At 71.6% G+C, this 23643-nt stretch carries 18 protein-coding genes; 14 read left to right on the forward strand and 4 right to left on the reverse strand.

Translation table 11 applies throughout. The features are described 5' to 3' along the window. Nucleotides 1-193 precede the first annotated feature (193 nt). The 11 genes from P1V51_02005 (at nt 194) to P1V51_02055 (ending at nt 13430) form a co-directional block, all read left to right on the forward strand. Nucleotides 194-1522 carry a nucleotide sugar dehydrogenase gene (locus tag P1V51_02005; GenBank protein MDF1561785.1) on the forward strand — a complete coding sequence of 443 codons (1329 nt, stop codon included), beginning with the start codon at nt 194-196 and terminating at the stop codon, nt 1520-1522. Between the two features lie 2 nt (nt 1523-1524). Further along, complete coding sequence (locus P1V51_02010) at nt 1525-3489, forward strand: tetratricopeptide repeat protein (GenBank protein MDF1561786.1); 1965 nt, start codon at nt 1525-1527, stop codon at nt 3487-3489. 57 nt (nt 3490-3546) lie between these two features. Further along, nucleotides 3547-4320, forward strand: coding sequence for an Ig-like domain-containing protein (locus P1V51_02015; GenBank protein ID MDF1561787.1), 774 nt, complete (start codon nt 3547-3549; stop codon nt 4318-4320). A 167-nt stretch (nt 4321-4487) separates the two neighbouring features. After that, complete coding sequence (locus P1V51_02020; protein MDF1561788.1) at nt 4488-5480, forward strand: polyprenyl synthetase family protein; 993 nt, start codon at nt 4488-4490, stop codon at nt 5478-5480. Then, on the forward strand, nt 5477-6505 hold the full coding sequence (gene aroF / locus P1V51_02025; GenBank protein ID MDF1561789.1) for a 3-deoxy-7-phosphoheptulonate synthase: 1029 nt from the start codon (nt 5477-5479) through the stop codon (nt 6503-6505). The genes P1V51_02020 and aroF overlap by 4 nt, the downstream gene beginning before the upstream one ends. Next, nucleotides 6502-7914 (forward strand): isochorismate synthase, encoded by a 1413-nt coding sequence (locus tag P1V51_02030; protein ID MDF1561790.1) that lies wholly within the window; start codon nt 6502-6504, stop codon nt 7912-7914. The genes aroF and P1V51_02030 overlap by 4 nt, the downstream gene beginning before the upstream one ends. After that, nucleotides 7911-9812 carry a 2-succinyl-5-enolpyruvyl-6-hydroxy-3-cyclohexene-1-carboxylic-acid synthase gene (menD, locus tag P1V51_02035; protein ID MDF1561791.1) on the forward strand — a complete coding sequence of 634 codons (1902 nt, stop codon included), beginning with the start codon at nt 7911-7913 and terminating at the stop codon, nt 9810-9812. Before P1V51_02030 ends, menD begins: the two co-directional genes overlap by 4 nt. Then, nucleotides 9812-10552 carry an alpha/beta fold hydrolase gene (locus P1V51_02040; protein MDF1561792.1) on the forward strand — a complete coding sequence of 247 codons (741 nt, stop codon included), beginning with the start codon at nt 9812-9814 and terminating at the stop codon, nt 10550-10552. The genes menD and P1V51_02040 overlap by 1 nt, the downstream gene beginning before the upstream one ends. Before the next feature lie 5 nt (nt 10553-10557). After that, nucleotides 10558-11481, forward strand: coding sequence for a 1,4-dihydroxy-2-naphthoate polyprenyltransferase (locus P1V51_02045; protein ID MDF1561793.1), 924 nt, complete (start codon nt 10558-10560; stop codon nt 11479-11481). Nucleotides 11482-11490: 9 nt separating this feature from the next. After that, nucleotides 11491-12417: an enolase C-terminal domain-like protein gene (locus P1V51_02050; GenBank protein MDF1561794.1), complete on the forward strand. Its 927-nt coding sequence runs from the start codon at nt 11491-11493 to the stop codon at nt 12415-12417. Between the two features lie 101 nt (nt 12418-12518). After that, nucleotides 12519-13430, forward strand: a complete 912-nt coding sequence (locus P1V51_02055; GenBank protein MDF1561795.1) for a transposase — start codon at nt 12519-12521, stop codon at nt 13428-13430. A 231-nt stretch (nt 13431-13661) separates the two neighbouring features. Here P1V51_02055 and hemN read toward each other — a convergent pair whose 3' ends face one another. Next, a complete protein-coding gene (gene hemN / locus P1V51_02060; GenBank protein MDF1561796.1) occupies nt 13662-15026 on the reverse strand; it encodes an oxygen-independent coproporphyrinogen III oxidase in 1365 nt (454 codons plus the stop codon). Between the two features lie 440 nt (nt 15027-15466). After that, nucleotides 15467-16885, reverse strand: coding sequence for a sigma-54 dependent transcriptional regulator (locus tag P1V51_02065; GenBank protein ID MDF1561797.1), 1419 nt, complete (start codon nt 16883-16885; stop codon nt 15467-15469). A 302-nt stretch (nt 16886-17187) separates the two neighbouring features. On the opposite strand from P1V51_02065, the gene P1V51_02070 reads away from it, so the two are divergent. From P1V51_02070 to P1V51_02080, 3 genes are read left to right on the forward strand one after another with little or no spacing between them, the layout of a single operon-like run. Next, the gene (locus P1V51_02070) at nt 17188-18366 is read left to right on the forward strand and encodes a protoglobin domain-containing protein (protein MDF1561798.1); all 1179 of its coding nucleotides are present in this window, start codon (nt 17188-17190) and stop codon (nt 18364-18366) included. Beyond that, the gene (locus P1V51_02075) at nt 18363-19103 is read left to right on the forward strand and encodes a response regulator (protein MDF1561799.1); all 741 of its coding nucleotides are present in this window, start codon (nt 18363-18365) and stop codon (nt 19101-19103) included. Before P1V51_02070 ends, P1V51_02075 begins: the two co-directional genes overlap by 4 nt. Next, nucleotides 19104-20615, forward strand: a complete 1512-nt coding sequence (locus tag P1V51_02080) for an ATP-binding protein (GenBank protein MDF1561800.1) — start codon at nt 19104-19106, stop codon at nt 20613-20615. Nucleotides 20616-20990: 375 nt separating this feature from the next. Here the strand turns inward: P1V51_02080 and P1V51_02085 are convergent, their stop codons facing one another. Further along, nucleotides 20991-22952, reverse strand: a complete 1962-nt coding sequence (locus P1V51_02085) for an ABC-F family ATP-binding cassette domain-containing protein (GenBank protein MDF1561801.1) — start codon at nt 22950-22952, stop codon at nt 20991-20993. Nucleotides 22953-22985: 33 nt separating this feature from the next. After that, nucleotides 22986-23501 carry an FHA domain-containing protein gene (locus P1V51_02090; GenBank protein MDF1561802.1) on the reverse strand — a complete coding sequence of 172 codons (516 nt, stop codon included), beginning with the start codon at nt 23499-23501 and terminating at the stop codon, nt 22986-22988. Nucleotides 23502-23643 lie beyond the last annotated feature (142 nt).

The raw sequence follows: 23643 nt of genomic DNA on the forward strand, positions 1-23643 counted from the left end.
AGCCTGGCCTGCCACGTCCGCGCTCCCTTCGAACCGCTCTCGAAGTGTCTCTTCATCTCGAAGCTCTCCAGCCTCCCCCCGCGAGGCCGGCCGAGACTACGCTTGGCCGGACCGTCTTGGCCACCACGGCCGAGTATCGGGCTCTCGCGTTCATCGCCTTGACCGGCCCCAGGCCCCGTGGGACGAAACCCCCGTGAGCCACGCCCGAGACGAACTCTCCTCCCGCATCGCATCAGGCAAGGCAGTCGTCGGCGTCGTCGGCCTCGGCTACGTCGGCCTGCCCCTCTCCCTCACCTTCGCCCGCAAGGGCGTGAAGGTCGTCGGCTTCGACATCGATCCGAAGAAGATCGAGGCGCTCGAGGCCGGCCGCTCCTACCTGGAACACCTGCCGGTGGAGGATCTCGGCGAGCTCGTCGGCGCCGGGATGCTCTCCCCGACCACCGACTACGGCCGGGCCGGCGAGTGCGACGCCCTCCTGCTCTGCGTGCCCACGCCCCTGACCCGCCACCGCGAGCCCGACATGAGCTACGTGGAGGGCACGGCGAGGGCCCTGGCGCCTCACCTGCGCCCGGGGCAGCTGGTGATCCTCGAGTCGACCACCTACCCGGGCACCACCCGGGACCTGCTCTGGCCCCTCCTTGAGGAGGGCAGCGGCCTGAAGGTCGGCGAGGAGCTCTTCCTGGCCTACAGCCCCGAGCGCGAGGATCCGGGCAACCCGGACTTCGACACCCAGCGGATCCCCAAGCTGGTGGGCGGTCTCGACGCGCCGACCTGCGAGGCCGCGACGGCCCTCTACCGCCTCGCCCTCGACGAGGTCATCCCGGTCTCCTCGGCGCAGGTCGCCGAGATGGCGAAGATCTACGAGAACGTCTTCCGGGCCATCAACATCGCCCTGGTCAACGAGCTGAAGGTGCTCTGCGACAAGATGGAGATGGACGTCTGGGAGGTCATCGACGCGGCGGCCACCAAGCCCTTCGGCTTCATGCGCTTCACGCCGGGGCCGGGCCTCGGCGGCCACTGCATCCCGATTGACCCCTTCTACCTGACCTGGAAGGCCCGGGAGTTCGGGATCTCGACCCGCTTCATCGAGCTGGCCGGCGAGATCAACAACGCCATGCCCGCCTACGTGGTCGACCGCTGCACCGACGCGCTGAACGACGAGGGCAAGGCCCTCAAGGGCTCGCGAGTGCTGGTGCTCGGCGTGGCCTACAAGCCCGACGTGGACGACATGCGCGAGTCCCCGGCGCTGCCGATCATGAAGCTGCTCGAGGAGAAGGGCGCGGAAGTTCAGTTCCACGACCCCCACGTGGCGCTCCTGAAGCCCTCCCGGAAGCACAAGCGGGAGCGGCGGTCGGTCGATCTGGACGCAGCCCGGTTGCAGGCCACCGACCTGGTGCTGATCGTCACCGATCACCGCGACGTCGACTACGGGTTGGTGGGCGCGGAGACGAAGCTGGTCGTCGACACTCGCAACGCCATGGCCCGCGTCGATGCTCCGCGGTCCCGGGTGGTGAAGGCCTGATCGTGCCCGGGCCGGTGCTCCCGGACCGGCGCTGGCTGCTGGCGGCGTGCGTGGCCCTGGCGGCGTGCGTGGCCTATGCGAACTCGCTGGACGGGGCCTTCCACCTCGACGACCGTCACCACCTCGTCGACAATCTGGCCGTCCGGGATCTCGGGAACCTCCCGCGCTTCTTCGTGGATCCCGGGCTCTCCTCCTCCTCGGAGGACTCGCGGATCTACCGGCCGCTGGTGATGGTCAGCTTCGCCCTGAACCACGCCATGGGTGGGCTCGAGGTTCGCCCCTACCACCTCACGAACGTCGGCGCCCACGCGCTGACCTCGGCGATGGTCTTCCTGCTCCTGCTCTCGCTCCTCCAGGTCCGCGCGCCTGGTGAAGCCAGCGCCCGCTGGCCGGCGGCCGCTGGTGCCCTGCTCTTCGCCCTGCATCCCATCCAGACGGAGGCGGTCGACTACATCAACGCCCGCTCCTCCCTCTTCCTCACGCTCTTCCTGGTCGCCGCCGTCCTGGCCTACCTGCGCCATCGAGCCGTACGGCCGAGCGAGGGAAGGCCCCGGATCGACCGCTGGGTGATCCTCTCGTGGATATTCACGCTCGCCGCCTTCGGCTCCAAGGAGAGCGCGCCGGTGATCGTGGGCCTGCTGATCGCCACCGGCCTCTACCTGGACGGCGCCACCTGGAGGCGCGGCCTGCGTCGGGACCTCCCCCTCGTCCTGCCGATCCTCCTGCTATCGCTGGTCCCCATCGCCTTGCGCTTCACCTCGACCTCCTCCGGAGGAGGTCAACGCCTGCGGAGCATGGGCGACAACCTGCTGGTGCAAACCGTCGCGGTTGCCGGCTACCTGCGCTCGCTGGTCTGGCCCGATGACCTCGCCCTCTACCGGCACGTGCCTGCCATCGAGAGTGTGTCCTCGGGAGTGTTTCTCCTCTCGGCGCTCGTGATCGTCGGAGTGATCACCGGTGCGTTCCTGCTTCGTCGCAGGGCGCCAGGGGTGACCCTCGGGGCGGCCTGGTTCGCCTTTGCGCTGGCACCCACCTCCTCGTTCATTGCCCTCAACATGGTGGCCGCCGAGCGCCGCCTCTACCTGGCGATGGTGGGTGTAGCCCTGGCCGCCGCGACGAGCCTGCAGATTCTCGAGATCCGCCTGCGAGAGAGGGAGGCGAACCCGCTCCCCTTCCGCCTCGGCTCCGGCGCGATCCTGGGGACCCTGCTCGTGGTGACCCTCGGGCAAAATGGTGTCTGGCGCACCAGCACTGCCCTCTGGGAGAACACCACCCGCAAGCACCCGGAGAGTTGCGACGGCTGGATGAGCCACGCCGAGGCGCTGGCCGCCGAGGGGCGCCTCGAGGAAGCAGAGCAGTCCGCGCTGCGCTCCACCGAGCTCTGCCCGGAGCGAGTCGGTGGGCTCTCGGTTCTGGCCCGGCTGCACCACCGGCAGGGCAAGTTCGAGCTGGCCGCCAGGGAGCTCCAGCGCATCATCGACAGCGACGACCCCCGGTTCCTTTCGAAGGGAGAGATGAACATCGAGCTCGCCGAGGTCTACGAGAAGATGGGCCGCCTGGCCGAGGCCGAGGCCATCTATCTGCCCTACCTCCAGAACATGGAGCAGCCCCCGGCCCGGGTGTTGGCGGGCCTGGGCCGGATCGCGACTGCACGGGGCCAGGCGGATCAGGGCGTGGAGTTGCTCCAGCGCGCCATCGCCCTCGATCCCGCCGCCGTGCGACTCCGGGGTGATCTGGCCCTGTGCCTACACAGCGCGGGCCGCTTCGCCGAGGCGATCCCCCTCTACCGGGATCTTCTGGACGTCGAGCCAGCCAATTTCAGCATCACCTACAACCTCGGGCTGGCGCTGCTCAAGAGCGGCCAGCAGGGCGAGGCTCGCTCGACTTTCCAGCGCGTCCTGGGGCTCTGCCCCGACGACCGATGCCGCACCCAGGTGCAGCAACGGATCGCCGCGCTCTCACCCTGATGAGGCATTGACGACGGGAAGAAGCGAGGGCACACCTGCCCCCCAAGGAGTCTCCCGATGAACCACCACCTGCTCGCCCTGCTCGCTCCCCTCCTGCTGATCGCCGGCTGCCCCTCGGGGCCGGAGGCCGACACGACGCCGCCGGAGGTGGTGAAGCTCTCTCCGCCCATCGGGGCGACGGATGTGGATCCGGCGCTGAAGGAGCTGAAGGTCACCTTCAACGAGTCGATGAAGGGGAGCAGCTGGTCCTGGGTGCAGGAGAGCCCGGAGACGGCCCCGAAGCTGGGCGGCGAGCCAAAGTTCGATCCCACCGGGCGGATCAACACGGTGCCGGTGACGCTGGAGCCGGGCAGGGAGTACGTCATCTGGCTCAACAGCAAGGAGTTCTCGAACTTCGCCGACGTCTCGGGCAACGTGCTGGTGCCGGTGCGCTGGACCTTCCGGACGAAGGGTGAGGCGAAGGCCGGTGAGGGCGCCCCCGACGCGGCGCCCGCCGCGAAGGTCGACGCCCCGAAGGTCACCGCCACCTCGCCGGCCAACGGCGCCGTCGACGTCCCGCCGGGCAAGACCACCCTCACCGCCACCTTCGATCGCAAGATGAAGGACAAGGGCTGGTCCTGGGTGATGGAGCCGAAGGCCGACTTCCCCGCGCCGATCGGCGAGCCCTCCTTCGACGAGAGCTTCACGAAGAACTCGATCGAGGCGACGCTCGAGCCGGGGAAGACCTACGTGATCTGGCTGAACTCGGAGAGGTTCAAGAACTTCCAGGACGAGGCGGGCATCCCCGCGGAGCCCTTCCGCTGGAGCTTCACGACGGCGGCGGCGCAGTAGCCCCCCAGGGGAACCGTCAACGCCGTTGACACCCGCCGTCGACGGCGGTGACAGCGGAGGAGCTCGCGGGGCGCGCAAGTGCGCGAGATCGCGTGCGCGTGCGTGCGCACGAGGGTGGTCCCGACCTTGCTCTGGGCAAGGGGCGAACCCCTTTTCCCGGAGGCAGCATGTCCCCCGCCCTGGCCCAGGCCTCGAAGTCGACCCCGACGCCGCCCGATCCGCTCACCGTCCTCGAGGACCACATGCGGCGCGACCTCGCGCTGGCCCCGGGGGTGCTCGGGGAGGTGGCGCGGGAGGCGATCGCCGCGGGCGGAAAGCGGGTGCGGCCCCAGCTGGTCTACCTCGCCCACGAGGCCTGCGGCGGAGACGCCGAGGGCTGGCCCACCTGCGGGGTCTACGCCACCGCGGTGGAGTACCTCCACACGGCCACCTTGCTCCACGACGACCTCATCGACGGCGCGACCCTCCGGCGCGGGCAGGAGGCAGCCTACCGGCGCTTCGGCCCCAAGGAGGCGGTCCTCTCCGGTGACCTGCTCCTGGCCCGCTGCCTGATGCACATCACCTCGCCGGGCGACCCGGCCGCGGTGAGCGCCCTGGCCCGCGCGGCCGAGCGGGTCGCGGTGGGCGAGGCGATGGAGGTCGAGCTGACCCGCGATCCCGGCGTGGACCGCGACCGCTACCTCCACTACGCCACCTCCAAGACCGGCGCCCTCTTCGCCGCGGCCCTCGAGCTCGGCGCCCGCGCGGCCGGCGCCCCCGAGGCGCAGGTCGCCGCCCTGGCCGCCTTTGGCGAGTCGGTAGGCCTGGCCTTCCAGATCGCCGACGACCTCCTCGACGTCATCGGGGAGGAGGCCCGCACCGGCAAGCGCCCGGGCCTGGACCTGCTGGCCGGCGTGCCCAGCCTGCCGGTGGTCGAGGCCCTCGACGCCCTCGGCCCCGAGCGCGGCGAGGTGGTGGCGCAGCTCCTCTCGGGCGACGCCCCGGAGAGCACCCTGGCCGACGCCCTGCGGCTGGTCGCCGAGCACGGCGTCGAGCCCTGCGTGGCGCGCGCCCGCGAGCTGGTCGACGAGGCCAAGGCCAGCCTGGAGCAGCTCCCCCTCTGCGATGCCCGCCTCGAGCTGGCCCGTCACGCCGAGAAGGCGGTGGAGCGGCTGTCGTGAGCGCGCTCCTCATCTCCCTGATCGAGGGGGCGGACGCCAAGCGCGTGCAGGGCGAGCTCGCCCGCCTGGGCCTCTGGTCCTCGGCCTCGCCGGGGCCGCGGCATACGGTCCTGCAGGTCGAGGCCCACTCGGCCCACGCCGGCCCTGAGACGATCGCCTTCATTGCCGCCCTCGAGGAGGTCGCCGAGGTCCACCACGCGGCCTCGCCCCACCCCGCCCTCGACGCCATGCCCCGCGTCCTCGAGGTCGGCCGGGTGACCTTCGGCGCCCGCCGCCCGCCGGTGCTGCTGGCCGGGCCCTGCAGCATCGAGTCCGAGGCCCGCATCCACGAGGTGGCTCGCGAGCTCGGGACCCAGGGCGTGGGCCTGCTGCGCGGCGGCGCCTTCAAGCCCCGCACCTCGCCCTACGCCTTCCAGGGTCACGGCGAGCGCGCCCTCAAGTGGATCCGCGAGGCCGCGAACGAGCACGGCCTCGGCGTCGTCACCGAGGCGATGGCCCCCGAGGAGGTGCCGGTCGTGGCCTTCTTCGCCGACCTCGTGCAGATCGGCACCCGCAACATGCACAACTTCCCGCTGCTCAAGGCGGCGGGCGAGGCGAGGAAGCCCGTGCTGCTCAAGCGCGGGCTGGCCGCCACGATCGAGGAGTGGCTGCTGGCGGCCGAGTACCTGCTGCACCACGGCGCCCCCGGCGTGATCTTCTGCGAGCGCGGCATCCGGGGCTTCGAGCCCAGCCAGCGCTTCACCCTCGACCTCGGCGCGGTCGCCCTCCTCTCGGAGGTCCACGGCCTGCCGGTGGTGGTCGATCCCTCCCACGCGGCCGGCCGCCGCGATCTGATCGCCCCCCTCGCCCGGGCGGGCCTCGCCGCCGGCGCGGCGGGCCTCCTCCTCGAGACCCACCCCGACCCGGCCCACGCCCGCTCGGACGGCCCCCAGGCCGTGCCCCTCGATCGCTTCGGCGCGCTCGCCGCCGCGGTGATGCCCCGGCACGAGCCCGACGCCCGGCGCGCGGCAGGAGGTGCAGCGTGAGCGTCCTCCCCCACGCCCCCCGGCCCACGCCCCGCGCGAAGGCGGCGCCGATCGAGGCGAGCCCCGCCGCGGCCCGGGCGCGGCACGCCGCGGGCGGCCTCGTCCTCGAGGCCCACCCCGTCCCCCTCGCCGATCCCCTCGTCCTCTGGGAGGCCCTCCCCGACGAGCCGGCGGCCTTCTGGCGCGCGCCCTCGGGCGAGCGCTTCTCCGGCGTCGGCGAGGCCCTGGCGATCACCGCCGGAGGACGGAGCCGCTTCCAGTCCCTGGCCGATCAGGCCCGGGAGCTCCTCGCCGGCCTCGAGCTGCCCTTCGAGGGGAGCCTGCGCCTGATCGGCGGCCTCGCCTTCGATCCCGAGGGCGGCCGCTCCTCGCTCTGGCAGGACTTCGGCCCGGCCCGCTTCGTCCTGCCCCGCTTCACCTACCTGCCCGGCACCCGCGAGGCGCGGCTGGTGGTGGTGCGCCGGCCGGACGACGACCCCGGCGCCCTGGAGGCCCGCGTCGCTCACCTGCGCGAGGCCCTCGAGACCAACGCCCCGGTGGCGCCCCAGGGCCTGTGGCCCGCGCACATCGAGCGGCTGCCCCGCGAGACCTGGTCCCACTGGATCGACCGGGTGCAGGCGGCGATCGGCAGCGGCGTGGTCTCGAAGGTGGTGCTGGCCCGGGAGAGCGTCCTCGATCTGCCCGTGCCCCTCTCGGCCCGGGCGATCCTCTCCCGCCTCGCCGCCGAGCATCAGGACTGCTTCTGCTTCGGGCTGCGTAGCGCCCGCCGCGAGGGCGCGCCCCAGGCGGCCTTCGTCGGCGCGAGCCCCGAGCGCCTGGTCCGCCTCGACCGGCGCCGGGTGCAGGTCGACGCCCTGGCCGGCACCGCCGGGGTGCCCGGCCGCGGCGCGAGCAGCAGCGCCCTGGAGCGCGCCGCCGAGGGGCTGCGCACCAGCCTGAAGGATCGCGCCGAGCACGAGTACGTGGTCGAGGCGATCCGCCAGGCGCTGACCCCGCTCTGCCCGATCCTCGAGATCGCCAAGGTGCCCGAGGTCCGTCAGCTGCGCCACGTGCTGCACCTGCATACCCCCATCGAGGGGCTGCTCTCCCGCGACGCGCACCTCCTGGAGGTCGCCGCGGCCCTGCACCCCACGCCCGCCGTGGCGGGGACGCCCACCGAGGAGGCCCGCGCGATCCTCGGCGCCTGCGAGGGCCGCGACCGCGGCTGGTACGCCGGGCCGATCGGCTGGTTCGACGCCGAGGGCTCGGGCGAGCTCTGCGTGGGGCTGCGCTCGGGGCTCCTGCGCGGCCGGCAGGCCCACCTCTTCGCCGGGGCCGGCGTGGTCTCGGGCTCGCGCGCCGACGCCGAGTACGAGGAGACCCGCCTCAAGGAGCGCGCCCTCTGCCAGGCGCTGGGGGTGGCGCCATGACCCGCCCCATCTCCATGCAGCCCGGCGCGCTGCCGGCGAAGGCGCGGACCATCGCGCCGGCGGGCCTCACCCTCTCCGCGACGGCCGCCGAGCAGCCCCAGCCCGACTCGCCGGGCTACCAGCCCCCCTTCGCCCTCGGCCTCTCCGGCGGGCGCGCCGCGAACGCCCCCGAGGAGGCGGGCGACCTCGCCCGCCACCACGCCCACGTACTGCTCGGCGCGCTGGAGCGCAGCGGGCTGCGCCAGGTGGTGATCTCCTCGGGCTCGCGCTCGACCCCCCTGGTGCTGGCGGCGGCCGAGCGGGCCGCGGCCGGCGGGCTGGTGCTGCACGACATCGTCGACGAGCGCAGCGCCGCCTTCTTCGCCCTGGGCCTCGCCCGGGCGAGCGGCGAGGCGCCCGCCCTGATCTGCACCTCGGGCTCCGCCGCGGCCCACTACCACCCGGCGGTCCTGGAGGCGGCCCACGCCGAGCTCCCCCTCCTGGTGATCTCCGCCGACCGTCCGCCCGAGGCCCAGGGCCGCGGCGCGCACCAGACGATCGATCAGGGCGCCCTCTTCCGGGAGGTCTGCCGGGCAACCCACCTCCTCGGCCTGCCCGATCCCCACCCCGACGCGATGCGGGGGGTGGCGCACCTCGCCGCGCGCGCCCTCTTCGAGACCCGGGCGCCCCGCCCGGGGCCGGTCCACGTGGTGGCCCCCTTCTGCAAGCCCCTGGAGCCGACGACCGGCGCGCGGGCGATGCGCCTGCTCGACCTGCCGCCGCCGCCTCGCTTCTTCGCCGGCGCGCCGCGGCCCGCGCCCGAGGCCCTCGAGCTGCTGGCCGCACGCTGCCGCCAGCAGCCCCGCGGGCTCATCGTGGCCGGCGCGCTGCGCGACCTCTCCGGCCCGGCCCGCGACGCGCTCTGGCGCCTCGCGAAGCTCACGGGCTACCCCGTCGCCGCCGAGGCGGGCAGCCAGCTGCGCCTCGACGGCGAGGCCCGTGACGAGCGGATCGATCACTTCCCCGCGCTCCTCGCCCGCGGGATCCCCGCGGAGCTCGAGCCCCGGCTGATCCTGCGCCTGGGGGCCGAGCCCTCTCCGCTGGGCTTCGCGGCCTGGCTGGGGCGCCTCGAGAGCGAGGTCTGGCTGCTTGGCGAGGGGTTCGCCGCGGACGGCGAGAACCGCTGCGCGGGGATCGTCGAGGGCTCGCTCGGCGAGAGCCTGGCCGCCCTGGAAACTATCCTGGTTCAGGAGGAGGCCCCTGATTCCAGGTGGTTGGAGCGCTGGCGAGCCGCGGACCGGCAGGCCGGCGAGCAGCTCGCGCGGGTGCTGGCGCGGGGCGTCCTCGACGAGGCGGCCACCCTGCGGACGGTGCTGGAGCACCTGCCCGCCGGCGCCGAGCTCTACCTGGGCAACAGCCTGACCCTGCGGATGGCCGACCTCTGCGGCTCCGGCGCGCTGGCCCGCTGCCGGGTGCACACCCAGCGCGGCACCAGCGGCATCGACGGCACCGTGGCCGGCGCCGCGGGGGTGGCCGCCGCGAGCGGGCGGCCGGTGGTCTGCGTGCTGGGCGATCTCTCCCTGGCCCACGACCTGGGCAGCCTCGGCCTCGCCGCACGCAGCGCCGCGCCGGTGACGATCGTCGTCGCGAACAACGGCGGGGGCCGGATCTTCGAGCTGCTCCCCGCCGGGACCCGCGCCGAGCTCTCCGCCGCCGTCGAGCAGCACCTCGTGATGCCCGGGGCGCGCTCCTTCGAGCAGGCCGCCGCGCACTTCGGCCTCGCCTACCACCGGGTCGAGGATCGGGCCGCCCTGGCCGGCGCCCTCTCGGCGAGCGGGGGCTCGCGCCTCGTCGAGGCCGTCGTCCCGGCGCACGCGGCCCGTGACTTTCTCGCGGCACTTCGAGATAGAAGCGCCTGATGAGCCATCCCCTGCTGCTGCTCCACGGCTTCTCCCAGACGCCGGCCTCCTTCGACGCCCTGCGCGAGCATCTCCCGGAAGACCGCGAGGAGCTCGCCCCCTTCCTGCCCGGCCACGGGGACGAGCCCGCGGTGGACACCTTCGAAGAGGCCGTCGACCGGATCGCCGCGGGCCTGCCGGCGGGGAGGCCCGTGGTGCTGATGGCCTACTCCCAGGGGGCGCGCCTCGGCCTGGGCCTGATGATCCGCCACCCGGAGAAGGTCGCCCGCGCGATCCTGGTGGGCGGCCGGCCGGGGATGCCCGAGGGTCACGAGCGCTGGGCCCGCGCCCAGTGGGATCACAAGTGGGTCGACCTGCTGGAGACCAAAGGCATCGAGGCCTTCGTGAAGGCCTGGGAGCGGCAGCCGATCTTCCTGAGCCAGAGTGAGGAGATGCGGCTGACCCAGCGGGCGCTGCGGCGCTCGCACGATCCCCTCCACCTCGCGGGCGCGATGCGCTCGCTGGGCGTCTCGGTGATGCCCGACCTCTGGCCGCGCCTCGGCGAGGTGCGTACCCCCACCCTGCTCGCCGCGGGCGAGCTCGACACGAAGTTCCAGCGGATCGCCGAGGAGATGGCCGCGCTGATGCCCGCCGCCCGCGCCGTCGTCGTTCCCGGCTGCGGTCACAACCCCTTCCTCGAGGATCCCGCCGCCGTGGCGGCCCTCCTCGACCAGCCCTTCCCCGAGCCTCCCGGGAGCTGACCGACGTGCAGACCTCGAGCGAGACGCAGCTCGCCGGGCTGCCGACGGCGGGCTCGGTGGACGCCTGGCTCCAGGCCATGCGGCCCCGGACCCTCCCCGCCGCCGCCGTCCCGGTGGTGGTGGGCTCGGCCCTCTGCTTCGTGCTGGGAGGCCTGCACCTCGGCGCCGCCCTGGCCGCCCTCTTCGGGGCGCTCTGCATCCAGGTGGGCACGAACTTCGCCAACGACGTCTTCGATGCCGAGAAGGGCGCCGACGGCCCCGAGCGCAAGGGCCCGCGGCGGATGGTCGCAGCCGGCGTGATCACCCCGGGCGCCATGCGCGCCGGCATCGGCGTCGCCTTCGGCCTCGCCACCCTCGCCGGCCTCTACCTGGTGTCGGTCGCCGGCTGGCCGGTGATCGCCATCGGCGTGGCCTCTCTCCTGGCCGGCCTCGCCTACACCGGTGGCCCCTTCCCGCTGGCCTACAACGCGCTGGGCGATCTCTTCGTGCTGATCTTCTTCGGCGGGGTCGCCGTCGGCGGCACCGTCTTCGTGCAGCTCGGCACCCTGCCGCCGACCACCTGGCCGCTGGCCCTGGGCGTCGGCGCCCTCTCCACCGCCCTGCTGGTGGTGAACAACCTGCGCGACGTGGACGAGGACCGCGGCAACGGCAAGAACACCCTGGCCGTCCTCCTCGGCCGCCGCGGCGCGCTCCTCGAGCACGCCCTGCTGCTGACGCTGGCCTACGGCGCCGCCGGGACCCTGATCGATCTCGACCTGCCCCTGACCTTCATCGCCCTGGGCACCGCGCCCGTCGCCGCCCGCCGGCACCTGCGCCTGCGCCGGGTGGAGACCGGCCCCGAGTTCAACGCCGAGCTCGCCGCCACCGGCAAGCTGCTCACCCTCTACGGCCTCTCGCTGGCGGCGGCGCTGATCGCCCCGATGCTCTAGGCTACCGGCGTGCCCGGAACGCTCGAGCTGGAGGTCACCACCCTCGACACCCCCCGCCCCGGCCTGCGGATCGTCGCGCGCGACGGTGAGGGATCCGAGGGGGTCGGCGAGGGCTTCCCCCTGGTGGAGCGGGGCGGCGAGGATCTCTCCGCGGCCCTCGGCTGGATCGAGGCGCTGGAGCTCTCGGGCGATCCCCTCGCCCGGGCGAGGGAGGCGCACGCGCTGCTCGGGCCCGACTACCCGGTGGCGACCTTCGCCCTGGAGTGCGCGCTGCTCGCCCTGGCCGCGGCGCGGGCCGGCCGGCCCATCTGGGCGCTGCTGCGGGGCGAGGATCCCGAGGACGACGACGATCCGCCTCCCGTGCCGGAGCACAACGCGCTGCTGCCGGACGACGTCGATCTCGTCCCGGCCGCCGCCGCCGCGATCGCCGCCGGTTTCACCACGCTCAAGGTGAAGCTGGGCCGCCGCTCCTTCGAGGAGGAGCTCACCCGGCTCGAGGCGCTGCGCGCGGCCGTGGGCCCGCGGGTGCAGCTGCGGGCCGACGTGAACGGCGCCTGGAGCCTCGCCGAGGCGCCCGCCCTCCTCGAGCAGCTCGCAGCGCTCGAGCTCGAGTACCTCGAGCAGCCGGTGCCCGCGGCGGATCTGCCCGAGCTCGCCGCGTCACCGATCCCCCTGGGCGCCGACGAGTCCCTGGCCGACCCCGCCCTGGCCGACGCGCTCCTCGAGAGCCACCGCGCCGAGGTCTGGGTGCTCAAGCCCGGCGCCCTGGGCATCCACCGCACCCTCGAGCTGGCGATGCGCGCCCGGGCCGAGGGCCTCGACGTGGTGATCACCCACGCCGCCGATGGAGCGGTGGCGCTGGAGCACGCCCGGCAGGTCGCCCGCGCGCTCTCCCCCTTCCGCCTCGCCTGCGGCCTCCAACCCGAACCAGGATAGTTTGGCGGACGCACGGTCCGAATCTCGGCCCCACGCCATGGTCCCAATGCCCCTGCACCGGGGCTCCTGCCCCGATCCCTACGACGGCACGGGTTCTGCTGATGGCCGCTGGCATGGGAAAGCCACGCCAAGTCCTTCCGGGCAAGACCTACATGGTCTCCCGCAGATGCCTGCTGCGGATGTTCCTGCTGCGGCCATCCAAGAAGGTGAACGAGGTCTTCCTCTACTGCCTGGCAGCTGCGGCAGAGCGCTTTGGGGTCGCGGTTCACTCCTTCTGCGTGATGTCGAATCACTATCACCTCGTGATCACTGACCAGCGAGGAGAGCTGCCTCTGTTCATGCACCTCCTCAACCAGCTGACCTCGCGCGCCATCAACTCCCTCCTCGGGAGGTTCGAGTCGTTCTGGGCCCAGGGCACGTACAGCGCCGTGGAGCTCCCCGATGATGATGCGATCATCGACAAGATCGCCTACACCCTGGCGAACCCCGTCTCCGCCGGCCTGGTGCAGACGGGCAGGTCGTGGCCTGGCCTACGAAACCTGCCCGAAGATGTCGGTTCGCGAGTCTTGGTCGTCCAGCGCCCTCTTCAGTTCTTCCGGAAGGACGGAGCTCTCCCGGCCGAGATCGCGCTCGAGATCGCTCTGCCTCCTTTTGAGGATCTGTCCGGAGAGGATGCTCGTTCCTGCATCGCTGCCGCTGTCGAGGCCCAAGAAGATGCGGCGCGTTCCCGGATCGCGGCAGAGGGTAGGAAGTTCCTGGGAAGACGCGCCATTCGCGACCAGAGTTCCTTCGACAGGCCCGACTCCAGGGAGTCGCGCTTTCGAATCAACCCCCGCACTGCAGGCCGCGACAAGTGGAAGCGAATCGAGACGCTGTCGCGACTCCGCTCCTTCCTGGAAGCCTACCGGGAGGCCAAGGCCGCCTATCTTTCGGGGCATACCGGCGCGGTCTTTCCCGCTGGCACCTGGCTGATGCGAGTCAGGTACGGCGTCGCGTGTGCCGATACCGGATAGGTTCCGCCCCGCTGATTTCAGATCCGATTGGTATCCCATCCGGGTGGCGGAACGGGGTCCCGTACGTTCTGTGACCGGTGGAGACCCGCGACACCGCGTCGCACTGGCCGAAAACGGATCGACTCCGCTCCTTCTCCCGCTGAAGAGAGAGGAATCGGGCTCGCATAGACGCCTGGTACGGCAGAGCCCACGGCCCGGCAGGCTCCTTCCCGAAACTATCCTGGTTCCGGTCTAGACGGTCCGGGAGAAGTTGCCGGGGCGGGTCTTTAGGTAGCCGTCGTAGAGCATCGCCACGTTGCGGACGAAGAGGCGGCCGAGCTCGGTGACCTTGATGCCCGCCTCGTCGCGCTCGATGAGCTGCTGCTCCTGCACGGCGTCGAGGCCGGGGAGCACGTCGGCAAAATAGGTGTCATGATCGACGTCGAACTTCTCCTTCAGGCGGCCGAAGTCCAGCCGGAAGGTGCACATCAGATCGTGGATCGCGCTGCGGCGCACCTCGTCCTCGAAGGTGCGGGTCCAGCCGCGACTCAGAGGCAGGTGGCCGGAGTCGATGGCCGCGTCGTAGTCCTTGATCTTGTGGTGGTTCTGCGCGAACGCGCCGCCGAAGTCGGAGATGGCGGTGGCGCCCAGGCCCAGGATCTCCATCCGCGGGCCGGGCACGTAGCCCTGGAAGTTCCGCTGGAGGGTGCCGTCCTTGAAGGAGGTCGCCAGGGCGTCCCCCTCCTTGGCGTAGTGGTCCATCCCCACCTGCACGTAGCCGTTGGCGGTGAGGGTCGCCACGCAGTCGGCCAGCATCGAGGCCTTCTCCATCGCGGCCGGCAGCGCGCCGGTGTCGAGCTTGGTCTGGTGCGGCTTCACCTGGGGCACGTAGGCGAAGGAGAAGATCGCCAGCCGGTCGGGGCCCAGCTCGACGATCTTCTTCACCGTGCGGTGGAAGGAGTCGAGGGTCTGGGTCGGCAGGCCGTAGACCAGGTCCATGTTGATCGAGCCGAAGCCCGCCTTGCGGGCGGCCTTGAAGGCGCGCTCGGTCTGCTCGACGGTCTGCTCCCGGCCGATGGCGACCTGCACCGAGGGCTCGACGTCCTGCAGCCCGAAGGAGGCGCGGCGGAAGCCCAGCGCGTGGAGCCACTCGAGCTGCCCCTCCTCGAAGTGCCGGGGGTCGACCTCGATGGCGAGCTCGGCGTCGGGGAGGAAGTTGAAGCGCTCCTTGAGGCCCCCCATGAGGGCCTCCATCTGATCCTTCTCGAGGTAGTTCGGCGTGCCGCCGCCGAGGTGGAGGTGCCCGACGGGGCGGTCCCCCACCAGCGCCACCGCCATCTCGGCCTCCTTGAAGACGCGCTCGAGGTAGGGGTCGCCGGCGAGCCGGATGTTCTTCCGGACCACCACGTTGCAGGCGCAGTAGGTGCAGAGCTGCTCGCAGAAGGGCAGGTGGACGTAGAGCGAGAAGGGCTCACGGCTCTTGCCCGCCTCGGTCAGCGCGCTCTTCCAGGCCTCCTCGGTGAAGACCTCGCTGAAGAGGTTGGCCGTGGGGTAGGAGGTGTAGCGTGGACCTGGGCGGTCCAGGCGGGTGATCAGCTCTGGCGTCAACTCGACCATGATGGATGCTCCGGATGATTCCCCTTCAGGGCCCCAGGGGTCTCTACCTCAAGTTTGACCCTTAAGGACACCATCGGCCACCCCGGCGACTGCCAGGGGGTCCTCGCGTCAGGCGTCCTCGGGCGCTCGTCCCGGTCTTCAGGAGAGCAGGAGGGGCACGCAGACCGCTGCCGCCATGCCGGCCAGCACCGTCAGCGCCATCACCGTGTAGAGCCGATCCATCGTCAAACCTCTCGAGCTGCGTTTCCGGGTCGTCCGGGTCCCCGAATATCGGACCCGGGAAACCAAAGCAACGACCATGCCCTGTCCCGACGATTCGCTAAGCGGCCGTATTCACGCCTCCACGAGGCGAACGCCCGTCCCTGGGCCGTGAATCAGCGCAGAAATTACCGGGGGATCCCCACCCCGATCGGCAAGGCCTGCCTGATGGGGGATGATCCCTAGTCCAGGCTGGTGACGCCGGCCAGGAAGCCCTCGGCGCGGTACTCCTTGAGCCGGTACTGGATCTTCCGGACCGAGATGCCCAGGGCGTCGGCGGTGCGGCGGGTGGAGTGATCCATGGCCTCGAAGGTCCGCAGGATGGCGGCCCGCTCGACCTCGGCCATGGTCATCCCCGGCACCCGGATCGCCAGGGGATCCTTGGCGGGGTCGCCCCCGCCGATCCGCGGCGGCAGGTTCTCCCGGGTGAGGTGCTCGCCCCGGCCCATCACCACGGCGTGCTCGGCGACGTTCTCGAGCTCACGGACGTTGCCCGGCCAGTCGTAGGCGAAGAGGCAGAGCAGGACCTCGGGGTCGGTGGAGACGTTCTCCTTGCCCTCGAGCTCCTGGTACTTGCGGATGAAGTGCTCCCAGAGGATGGGGATGTCCGCCCGCCGCTCGCGCAGCGCCGGCGCGTGGATCGTCACCACGTTGAGCCGGTAGTAGAGGTCGTCGCGGTAGCGACCCTCGGTGACCATCACCTCGAGGTCCCGGTTGGTCGCCGCGATCACCCGCACGTTCACCGAGATGGTCTGGGTGCCGCCGACCCGCTCGAAGGTCCGCTCCTGGAGCACGCGCAGCAGCTTCACCTGGGTCTGCGGCGGCATCTCGCCGATCTCGTCGAGGAAGAGGGTGCCGCCGTCGGCGAGCTCGAAGCGACCGGCCTTGCGGCCGATGGCGCCGGTGAAGCTGCCCTTCTCGTGACCGAAGAGCTCGGACTCGAGGAGGGTGTCGGGCAGCGCCGCGCAGTTCACGGCGATGAAGGGGCCGTTCGTCCGGGGCGAGAGGGAGTGGAGGGCGCGGGCGATCAGCTCCTTGCCGGTGCCGCTCTCGCCGGTGATCAGCACGCTGGCCCGCGAGGGCGCGGCCCGGGAGATGAGGCGGTAGACCTCCTTCATCTCCACGCTGGCGCCGACCATGCCCGGGATCCCCTCCCGGGCGGTGATCTGCTCGCGCAGGCGCTTGGCCTCGATGGCCACCGAGCGGTTGCGCAGCTCGCGCTCGATCTTCAGCTCGAGCTCGTCGGGGTTGAGCGGCTTGACCAGGTAGTCCTCGGCGCCGCGGCGCATGGCCTCGACCGCGCTCTCGACGGAGGAGAAGGCGGTGGTGACGATGCAGAGAGACTCGGGGACCCGCGCCTTGATCCGCGGGATCAGATCCAGCCCGCTCATCCCCGGCAGCTTCACGTCGATCAGGAAGACCTCGGCCGGGAAGCTCTCGATCGCCTCGAGGGCCTCCTCGGCGCTCTCGACCCCGAGGGCCTCGAAGCCGTCCGCCGTGAGCAGGCTGACGAGCGCCGAGCGGGCGTTGGCCTCGTCCTCGACGACGAGCACCCGCGCCTCATGCGTTCCCTGATGATCGGTGCGTGAGTCCAGCGACATGCCGTCCCTTCCCCGCTCGAAGAATCGGTCCTGTGCGGCCATGGTGCTCCCCTGGAAGGTTAAGCGCAAGAATTGCTGCATCCTTTGTGCCGATATCGCGCCGTGTCGCGGTTGCCATGTAACACGACGTTATTCGTGCGATTTTCAGAACCGTCCCACGTGATCACCGGGTAAACACTCACGCAGGAATTTCCAGATACCCGGGGGGGCAGGCATCGGTTGCGTGACCTGGGGGATCTCACGCCCTTTTGGCCCGGAAGAGGTGTGGGCGAGGCGGGACGGCGGGAGTAAGGTCCGTCCTCGTGACCGACTCCGCCTTCCTGACCCGCCTGATGGCCCAGACCGGCTTCACCCAGGAGGACGCTGACCACCTCTCGAGGCTGCTGCCGGCGGTGGAGCCCCGGGCCCGGGAGCTGGCCGACCGCTTCTACGGCCGGATCGTGGCCGACCAGGAGGCCTTCGCCACCCTCGGGGGCAGCGAGGCCCGGGCCGAGCGCCTCAAGGTGACCATGGTCCGGTGGATCGTCTCCGGCCTCTCGGGCCCCCACGACCTCTCCTGGCTCGAGGCGCGGGCCCGGATCGGCCGGGTCCACGTGCAGATCGAGCTTCCCCAGCACCTGATGGTCACGGCCATGAACGGGCTGCGCCAGGATCTGCGGGAGATCCTGGAGGAGACCCTCGCCGGGGCCGGCGAGGCGCGGCTCGCCACCTCCCGGGCCCTCGACCGCCTCCTCGACCTCGAGCTGGCGATCATGCTCGACACCTACCGCGAGGACAGCCTCTCCCGGCTGGCCCGGCACGAGCGCCTGGCGACCATCGGCGAGCTCGCCGCCAGCATCGCCCACGACCTGCGCAACCCCCTGGGGGTGATCGAGTCCTCCCTCTTCCTCCTCCGGCGCAAGGTCAGCGAGGAGGACGGGGCCAGCCGGCACCTGCAGAAGATCCACCGGCAGGTCGAGCGCTGCAACCGCATCATCACCGACCTCCTCGACCTGGTGCGCGGCCGCGAGCCCACCCTGGGCCCGGTGGAGCTCGAGGCCTTCTTCGCGGGGGTCCTCGAGCAGTCCGAGCTGCCGGAGAACCTCGAGGTGAAGCTGGAGATCGAGCCCGGCGCGAGCCTCGTCTGCGACGAGAGCCTGGCGACCCAGGCCCTCTGCAACCTGGTGGCGAACGCCCGCCAGGCCATCGGCCGGGCGAAGGGGACCATCGTCCTCTCGGCCCACGCCGGGGAGGAGGGCTGTGAGCTGCGGGTCAGCGACGACGGCCCCGGCTTCCCTCCCGAGCTGCTGACCCAGGCCTTCGAGCCCCTGGTCACCGGCCGCAGCAGCGGCGTCGGCCTCGGCCTGGCCATCGCCCGCGGGATCGTCGAGCGCCACGGGGGGCACGCCCGGGCCCTCAACGGGGAGGAAGGCGGCGCGAGCGTCCGCCTCTTCTTCCCCCGGGAGGGGGCCGCCGCGGGCCAGGAAGGGGGCCGGCCGTGATCGTCGGTGCCCGGGTCCTCATCGTGGACGACAACAAGGACCTCGCCGAGAACCTGGCCGAGATCCTGGGCGATCTGGGCTACCGGGCCGAGGTGGCCCTCGACGGCTCCCGGGCCCTGGCCCGGCTGGCCGAGGACTGCTTCTCCCTGGTGATCACCGACCTGAAGATGCCCGGCCTCGACGGGGTACAGGTGCTCGAGCGGGTACGCGCCCACTGGCCGGAGCTGCCGGTGATCCTGATGACCGCCTACGCCCAGGAGGACCTCCTGGCCCGGGCGGCCGAGGGCGAGGCCGCCGCGAACGCGATCTTCTCCAAGCCCCTGGACCTCGATGACCTGCTGGAGTCGGTGGCCCAGCTCTGCCCCCCCGACCGCCCGGTGCTGCTGGTGGAGGACGACGACGACCTGCGGGAGACCCTGGTCGAGGCCCTCTCCCGCACCTGCCCGGTGGAGATCTTCAGCTGCGCCGACGGGGCCGAGGCCCGGCGGACCAGCGAGGGCCGGGCCTTCTCGGTGGCCCTCCTCGACCTGCGCCTGCCCGACGAGGACGGCCTCGACCTGGGCACCTGGCTCCTCGCGCAGCAGGGCGAGGGGCAGCTGCAGGTGGTCTACATCACCGGCCACCGGGGGGACTTCGACGCGGCGCTCCAGGAGGTGCTCGCCTCGCCGGCGGTCCACCTCCTGGAGAAGCCCTTCCCGCCCGAGCGGCTGCTGGCGGTGATCGAGGAGATCCTCTAGATGGCGCTCTCGGAATCTCGCATCCTGATGATCGACGACCACATCGATCTCGCCGAGGACCTCATGGAGATCCTCGAGGGGGTCGGCGCCACCGTCGCCCACGCCCGCACCGGGGCCGAGGCCCTCGAGCTGGCGAGGACCCCCTTCGACGTCGCGCTCCTCGACGTGAAGCTCCCGGACGCGACCGGCCTGGAGCTCCTGCCCAAGCTGCGGGCGGCCGGCGACGGCCTGGCCGAGATCCTCCTGGTCACCGGGCACGCCTCCATCGAGGACGCCATCGAGGCGGTGAAGGCCGGGGCCTACGCCTACGTCCTCAAGCCCTTCAACCCCGACGAGCTGCTGGTCGACGTCGAGCGCGCCCTGCGGCAGGTCCGCAGCACCCGCGAGGCCGAGACCCTCCGCCAGACCCTCGGCGAGCGCGAGGCCCGCCTGCGGATCCTGGTCAAGACGGTGCAGGCCCTGCTCATCGAGATGGATCCCGAGGGGGTGATCCTCCAGGCGAACCCCGCCGCCTGCCACGCGGTGGGGATCACCAGCGGCGATCTCCTCGGCCGCAACTGGATCGAGGAGTTCATCCCCGAGAAGGAGTGGCGCGAGGCCATCGGCCTCCTGCGGCGGGTCGCCGGCGAGGGCGCCGAGATCCACCGCGAGAGCCGCATCGTGAGCTCCGCCGGCGGGCGGACCCGCGAGCGCTGGGTCAGCTGGACCCTCTCCCGCCTCCACGAGGAGGACGCCGAGCCCGGTCAGGGCGTGCGGATCTACGCCTCCGGCATCGAGACCACCGAGGTGAAGCGCCTGGAGCGGCGCTCGCGGGTCACCGAGAAGCTCGCCGCGGTGGGCACCCTGGCGGCCGGCCTGGCCCACGAGATCCGCAACCCGCTGAACGCCGCGACCCTGCAGCTGCGCCTGCTCGAGCGAGGGCTGCGGCGCCTGGACGAGGCCGCCGAGCCCCTCACCGAGCCCCTGGGGCTGGTGCAGGACGAGCTGGGCCGCCTCTCCCGGCTGCTCCACGAGTTCCTCACCTTCGCCCGGCCCGGCGAGCTGCAGACGATGAGGGTCGAGCTGGGCTCGGTGGCCACCAAGGTCGTCGGCCTGGAGGGCCCGGCCGCCGAGGAGGCCGGGGTCACGGTGAACCTCCAGCTGCCGAAGGGGCCGCTCGAGATCGAGGCCGATCGGGAGAAGGTCTACCAGATCCTCTTCAACCTGGTGCACAACGCCGTCGAGGCGATGCGCGGCGAGGGCGGGCAGGTCGAGGTGATCCTCGAGGAGGCCGAGGGAGGCGCGCGGCTGCGGGTGAACGACAACGGCCCGGGCATCCCGGAAGAGAACCTGAGCCGGATCTTCGAGCCCTTCTTCTCCACCAAGCCGGGCGGCACCGGCCTGGGCATGGCCATCGTCCACAGCCTGGTGAGCGTCCACGGCGGGACCATCGAGGTCCACAGCCAGGGCGAGGGCACCCAGGTCGAGGTCTTCCTCCCCGAGACACCGCCGACGGTCGCCGGCGCCAACTAGGTGCCCAACTAGGTGCCAGGCACTTGGCAGATCGGCGGACGACGGAAGAAAAACGCCCGTCCGCTCGAGAGCGGACGGGCGAGCAGGTTCCTTCACAACGGCGCTTATGGAAACCTTCACCCCGATCCGCTTGGTGGGGGCCTTGCCGGTCAAAGGGAAGGTGCTGGATCCTGGCCGTCGGGGAGCGTGAAGAACCCCGCTGGTACGTATTCAGCTCCCAGACATAGCAAGAAGCGATCCACGCTTTTTTCGCACCCCTCCGACCGATCTATCCATCTGAAATCATTGAATAATCAAGATCTCGACCGATCCGCTCGGAGAAAACTCTGCGTCGCCCCGCCAACCGCACGCAGCAGGTGCACCAAGTGGGCGATATCACCCGAGTTTTTCCCACTCCACGTAAAGAAGCGCTAACGAGGCCTCGGTCTTTTCGCGTTCCCGGCTGACCTCGCCGAGGCGGCCGGGGTCGGCGTGGATGCCGGGGTCGCAGAGGAGCTCGTCGAGCTCGGCCATCCTCGCCTCGGCCGCCTCGATCTTCTCCTGCACCTCCTCGAGCGCCCGGGTCCTCCGGCGCTCCTCCCGCTCGGCGGCCTTGCGCTCCTCCTTCTCCTGCTCCCGGCGGGCGATCCGCTCCCGCTTCTCGCTGGCCCGGTCCCCGGCCTCCCCTGCGGGCGCCGCCGCCGCGCCGCCCTCCTCGGCCCGCAGCCCGGCCGCGACCTCCTGCTCCCGCTTCCAGAGGTAGTCGTCGTAGTCGCCGGGGTAGCGGGCGATCTCTCCCCCCGGCCACACCTCCACCACCTGGGTGCAGACCCGGTTCACGAAGTAGCGATCGTGGGAGATGCAGATCAGCGCGCCGTCGTAGTCGGCGAGCGCCTGCTCGAGGACCTCCCGGCTGCGCAGGTCGAGGTGGCTGGTGGGCTCGTCGAAGAGAAGACAGTTCACGGGCCGGGTGAGGATCGCCGCCAGGGCCAGGCGCGCCTTCTCCCCCCCCGAGAGCACCCGGATGGGCTTGTCGACGTCGTCCCCCCGGAAGAGGAAGGCGCCGAGGGAGGAGCGCACCCGGGTCTCGTTCTCCTGGGGCATCAGGCCCCAGAGGTACTCGAGCACGGTGCGGTCGACGGGCAGGGCCTCGGCCTGGTGCTGGGCGTAGGCGTGGAGCTGGACGTTGTGGCCGACGATCCGCGACCCGCCCTCGTAGCCGAGCTCGCCGGCGAGGATCTTCAGGAGGGTGCTCTTGCCGGCGCCGTTCACCCCCACCAGGGCGATCCGCTCGCCCCGGCGCAGGACGAAGTCGAGGCTCTCGTAGACCACCTTCTCGCCGTAGGCCTTCCGCAACCCCTCGACCTTCAGCACCTCGGCGCCGGTCCGGGAGGCCTCCGGGAGGCGGAAGACCATGTCGGAGACCTCGGACTCCGGCAGGGGCTCGATGGGCTCGGCCTCCAGCTTCTCGATGGCCTTGAGCTTGCTCTGCGCCTGCCGGGCCTTGGTGGCCTTGGCCCGGAAGCGCTCCACGAAGCGCATGCTCTCGGCGACCTTCCGCTGCCGCTTGGCGTGCTGCCGCTGGGCGTGCTCGTCCCGCTCGGCCTTCACCTCGAGGTAGCGCTGGTAGTTGCCGGGCACGGCCAGCAGGCCGGCCGAGCCCAGCTGGGCGATCGTCGTCACCCGCCGGTCGAGGAAGTAGCGATCGTGGCTCACCACCATCCAGGTGCCCGGGTACTCGGCGAGGAAGGCCTCGAGCCACTGCAGGCTCTCGAGGTCGAGGTGGTTGGTGGGCTCGTCCAGCAGCAGCAGGTCGGGCGCCGAGAGCAGCAGCCGGGCGAGGTGCACCCGCATCATCCAGCCACCGGAGAGCTCGGTGAGCGCCTTCTCCATCTCCTCCTCGGCGAAGCCCAGCCCCCGGAGGATGCGGCGGGCACGGGCCTCGAGGGTGTAGCCGCCGAGGGCCTCGAGGCGCTCGTGGAGGTGCGCCTGCTCTCCGATCAGCTCGTCGAGGGTGGTGCCCTCCTCGCCGCCCGCCGTCAGCGCCTCGGCGATGGCCGCGAGGCGCGCCTCGATGTGGGGGACCTCACCGCCACCGGAGAGGGTCTCCTCGAGGACCGTCCCCCTTCCGGCCCGGTCGATCTCCTGGGGCAGGTAGCCCACCGAGAAGCCCTTCGGCCGGATCACCCGGCCGGCGTCGGCCTCCTCCTCCCCGGCGAGGATCTTCAGGAAGGTGCTCTTCCCCGAGCCGTTGGCGCCCACCAGGCCGATCCGGCCCTGGACGGGCACGGTCCAGCTCACCTGCGAGAAGAGCGTCCGATCCGCGAAACCCTTCGCGATCGCGTCGAGAGCGAGCATCGAGCAAGAAGCGTCGTCCGGGGTCCGATCCCGTCAGCCCATCAGGGACTGCAGGGCCTCGAAGAGACCGTCCGGAGTGTGGAAGCGGAAGTGATAGCGGGAGAAGGAGACGATGGTCCGATCCTTCACCTCGATCCGCTCCAGCTGGGTGAGGCGGTTGCCGTTGACGAAGGTGCCGTTGGTCGAGCCCGGGTCGGTGATGAAGTAGCGATCGCCGGTCTCGCTCCAGGTGAAGTAGGCGTGGAACTTCGAGATCTTCGCGTAGGGCAGGACGATGTCGTTGTTGCGGGTCCGGCCGATGCAGATCCGGTGCTCGAAGAGCGTGCCCTCGCGCTTCTCGAGCGGCAGCACCCGCAGGTCGGGGTGCGTCACCAGGTCGGTGGCGATCTCCAGGCGGGTCGCGCCGGGATCGGTCAGGTCGGTGCGGAAGCCCGGCGGCTCCGGCATCCCCTCCGGCCGGTGCAAGAGCACGGGGTGGGGGAAGCGCGCGAGGAACCCCGCCCGGTCGAGCTCGCCGACCTCCTCGAAATAGCTACCCAGCGTCTTCATCGATGAACCTGGGGGGAAGATAGACCGGGTCGGGCCCGAGGCGAAGTGCCGGTGATCACAGATCAAAGAACCCCTCGAGAGGCCATATTCGAGCCCTGGCGGCCGGGGGCGTGGCATGATGGGCAGCCGAGGATCAGACTCT

The organism is Deltaproteobacteria bacterium (assembly GCA_029210625.1).
Classification (GTDB): domain Bacteria; phylum Myxococcota; class Myxococcia; order SLRQ01; family SLRQ01; genus JARGFU01.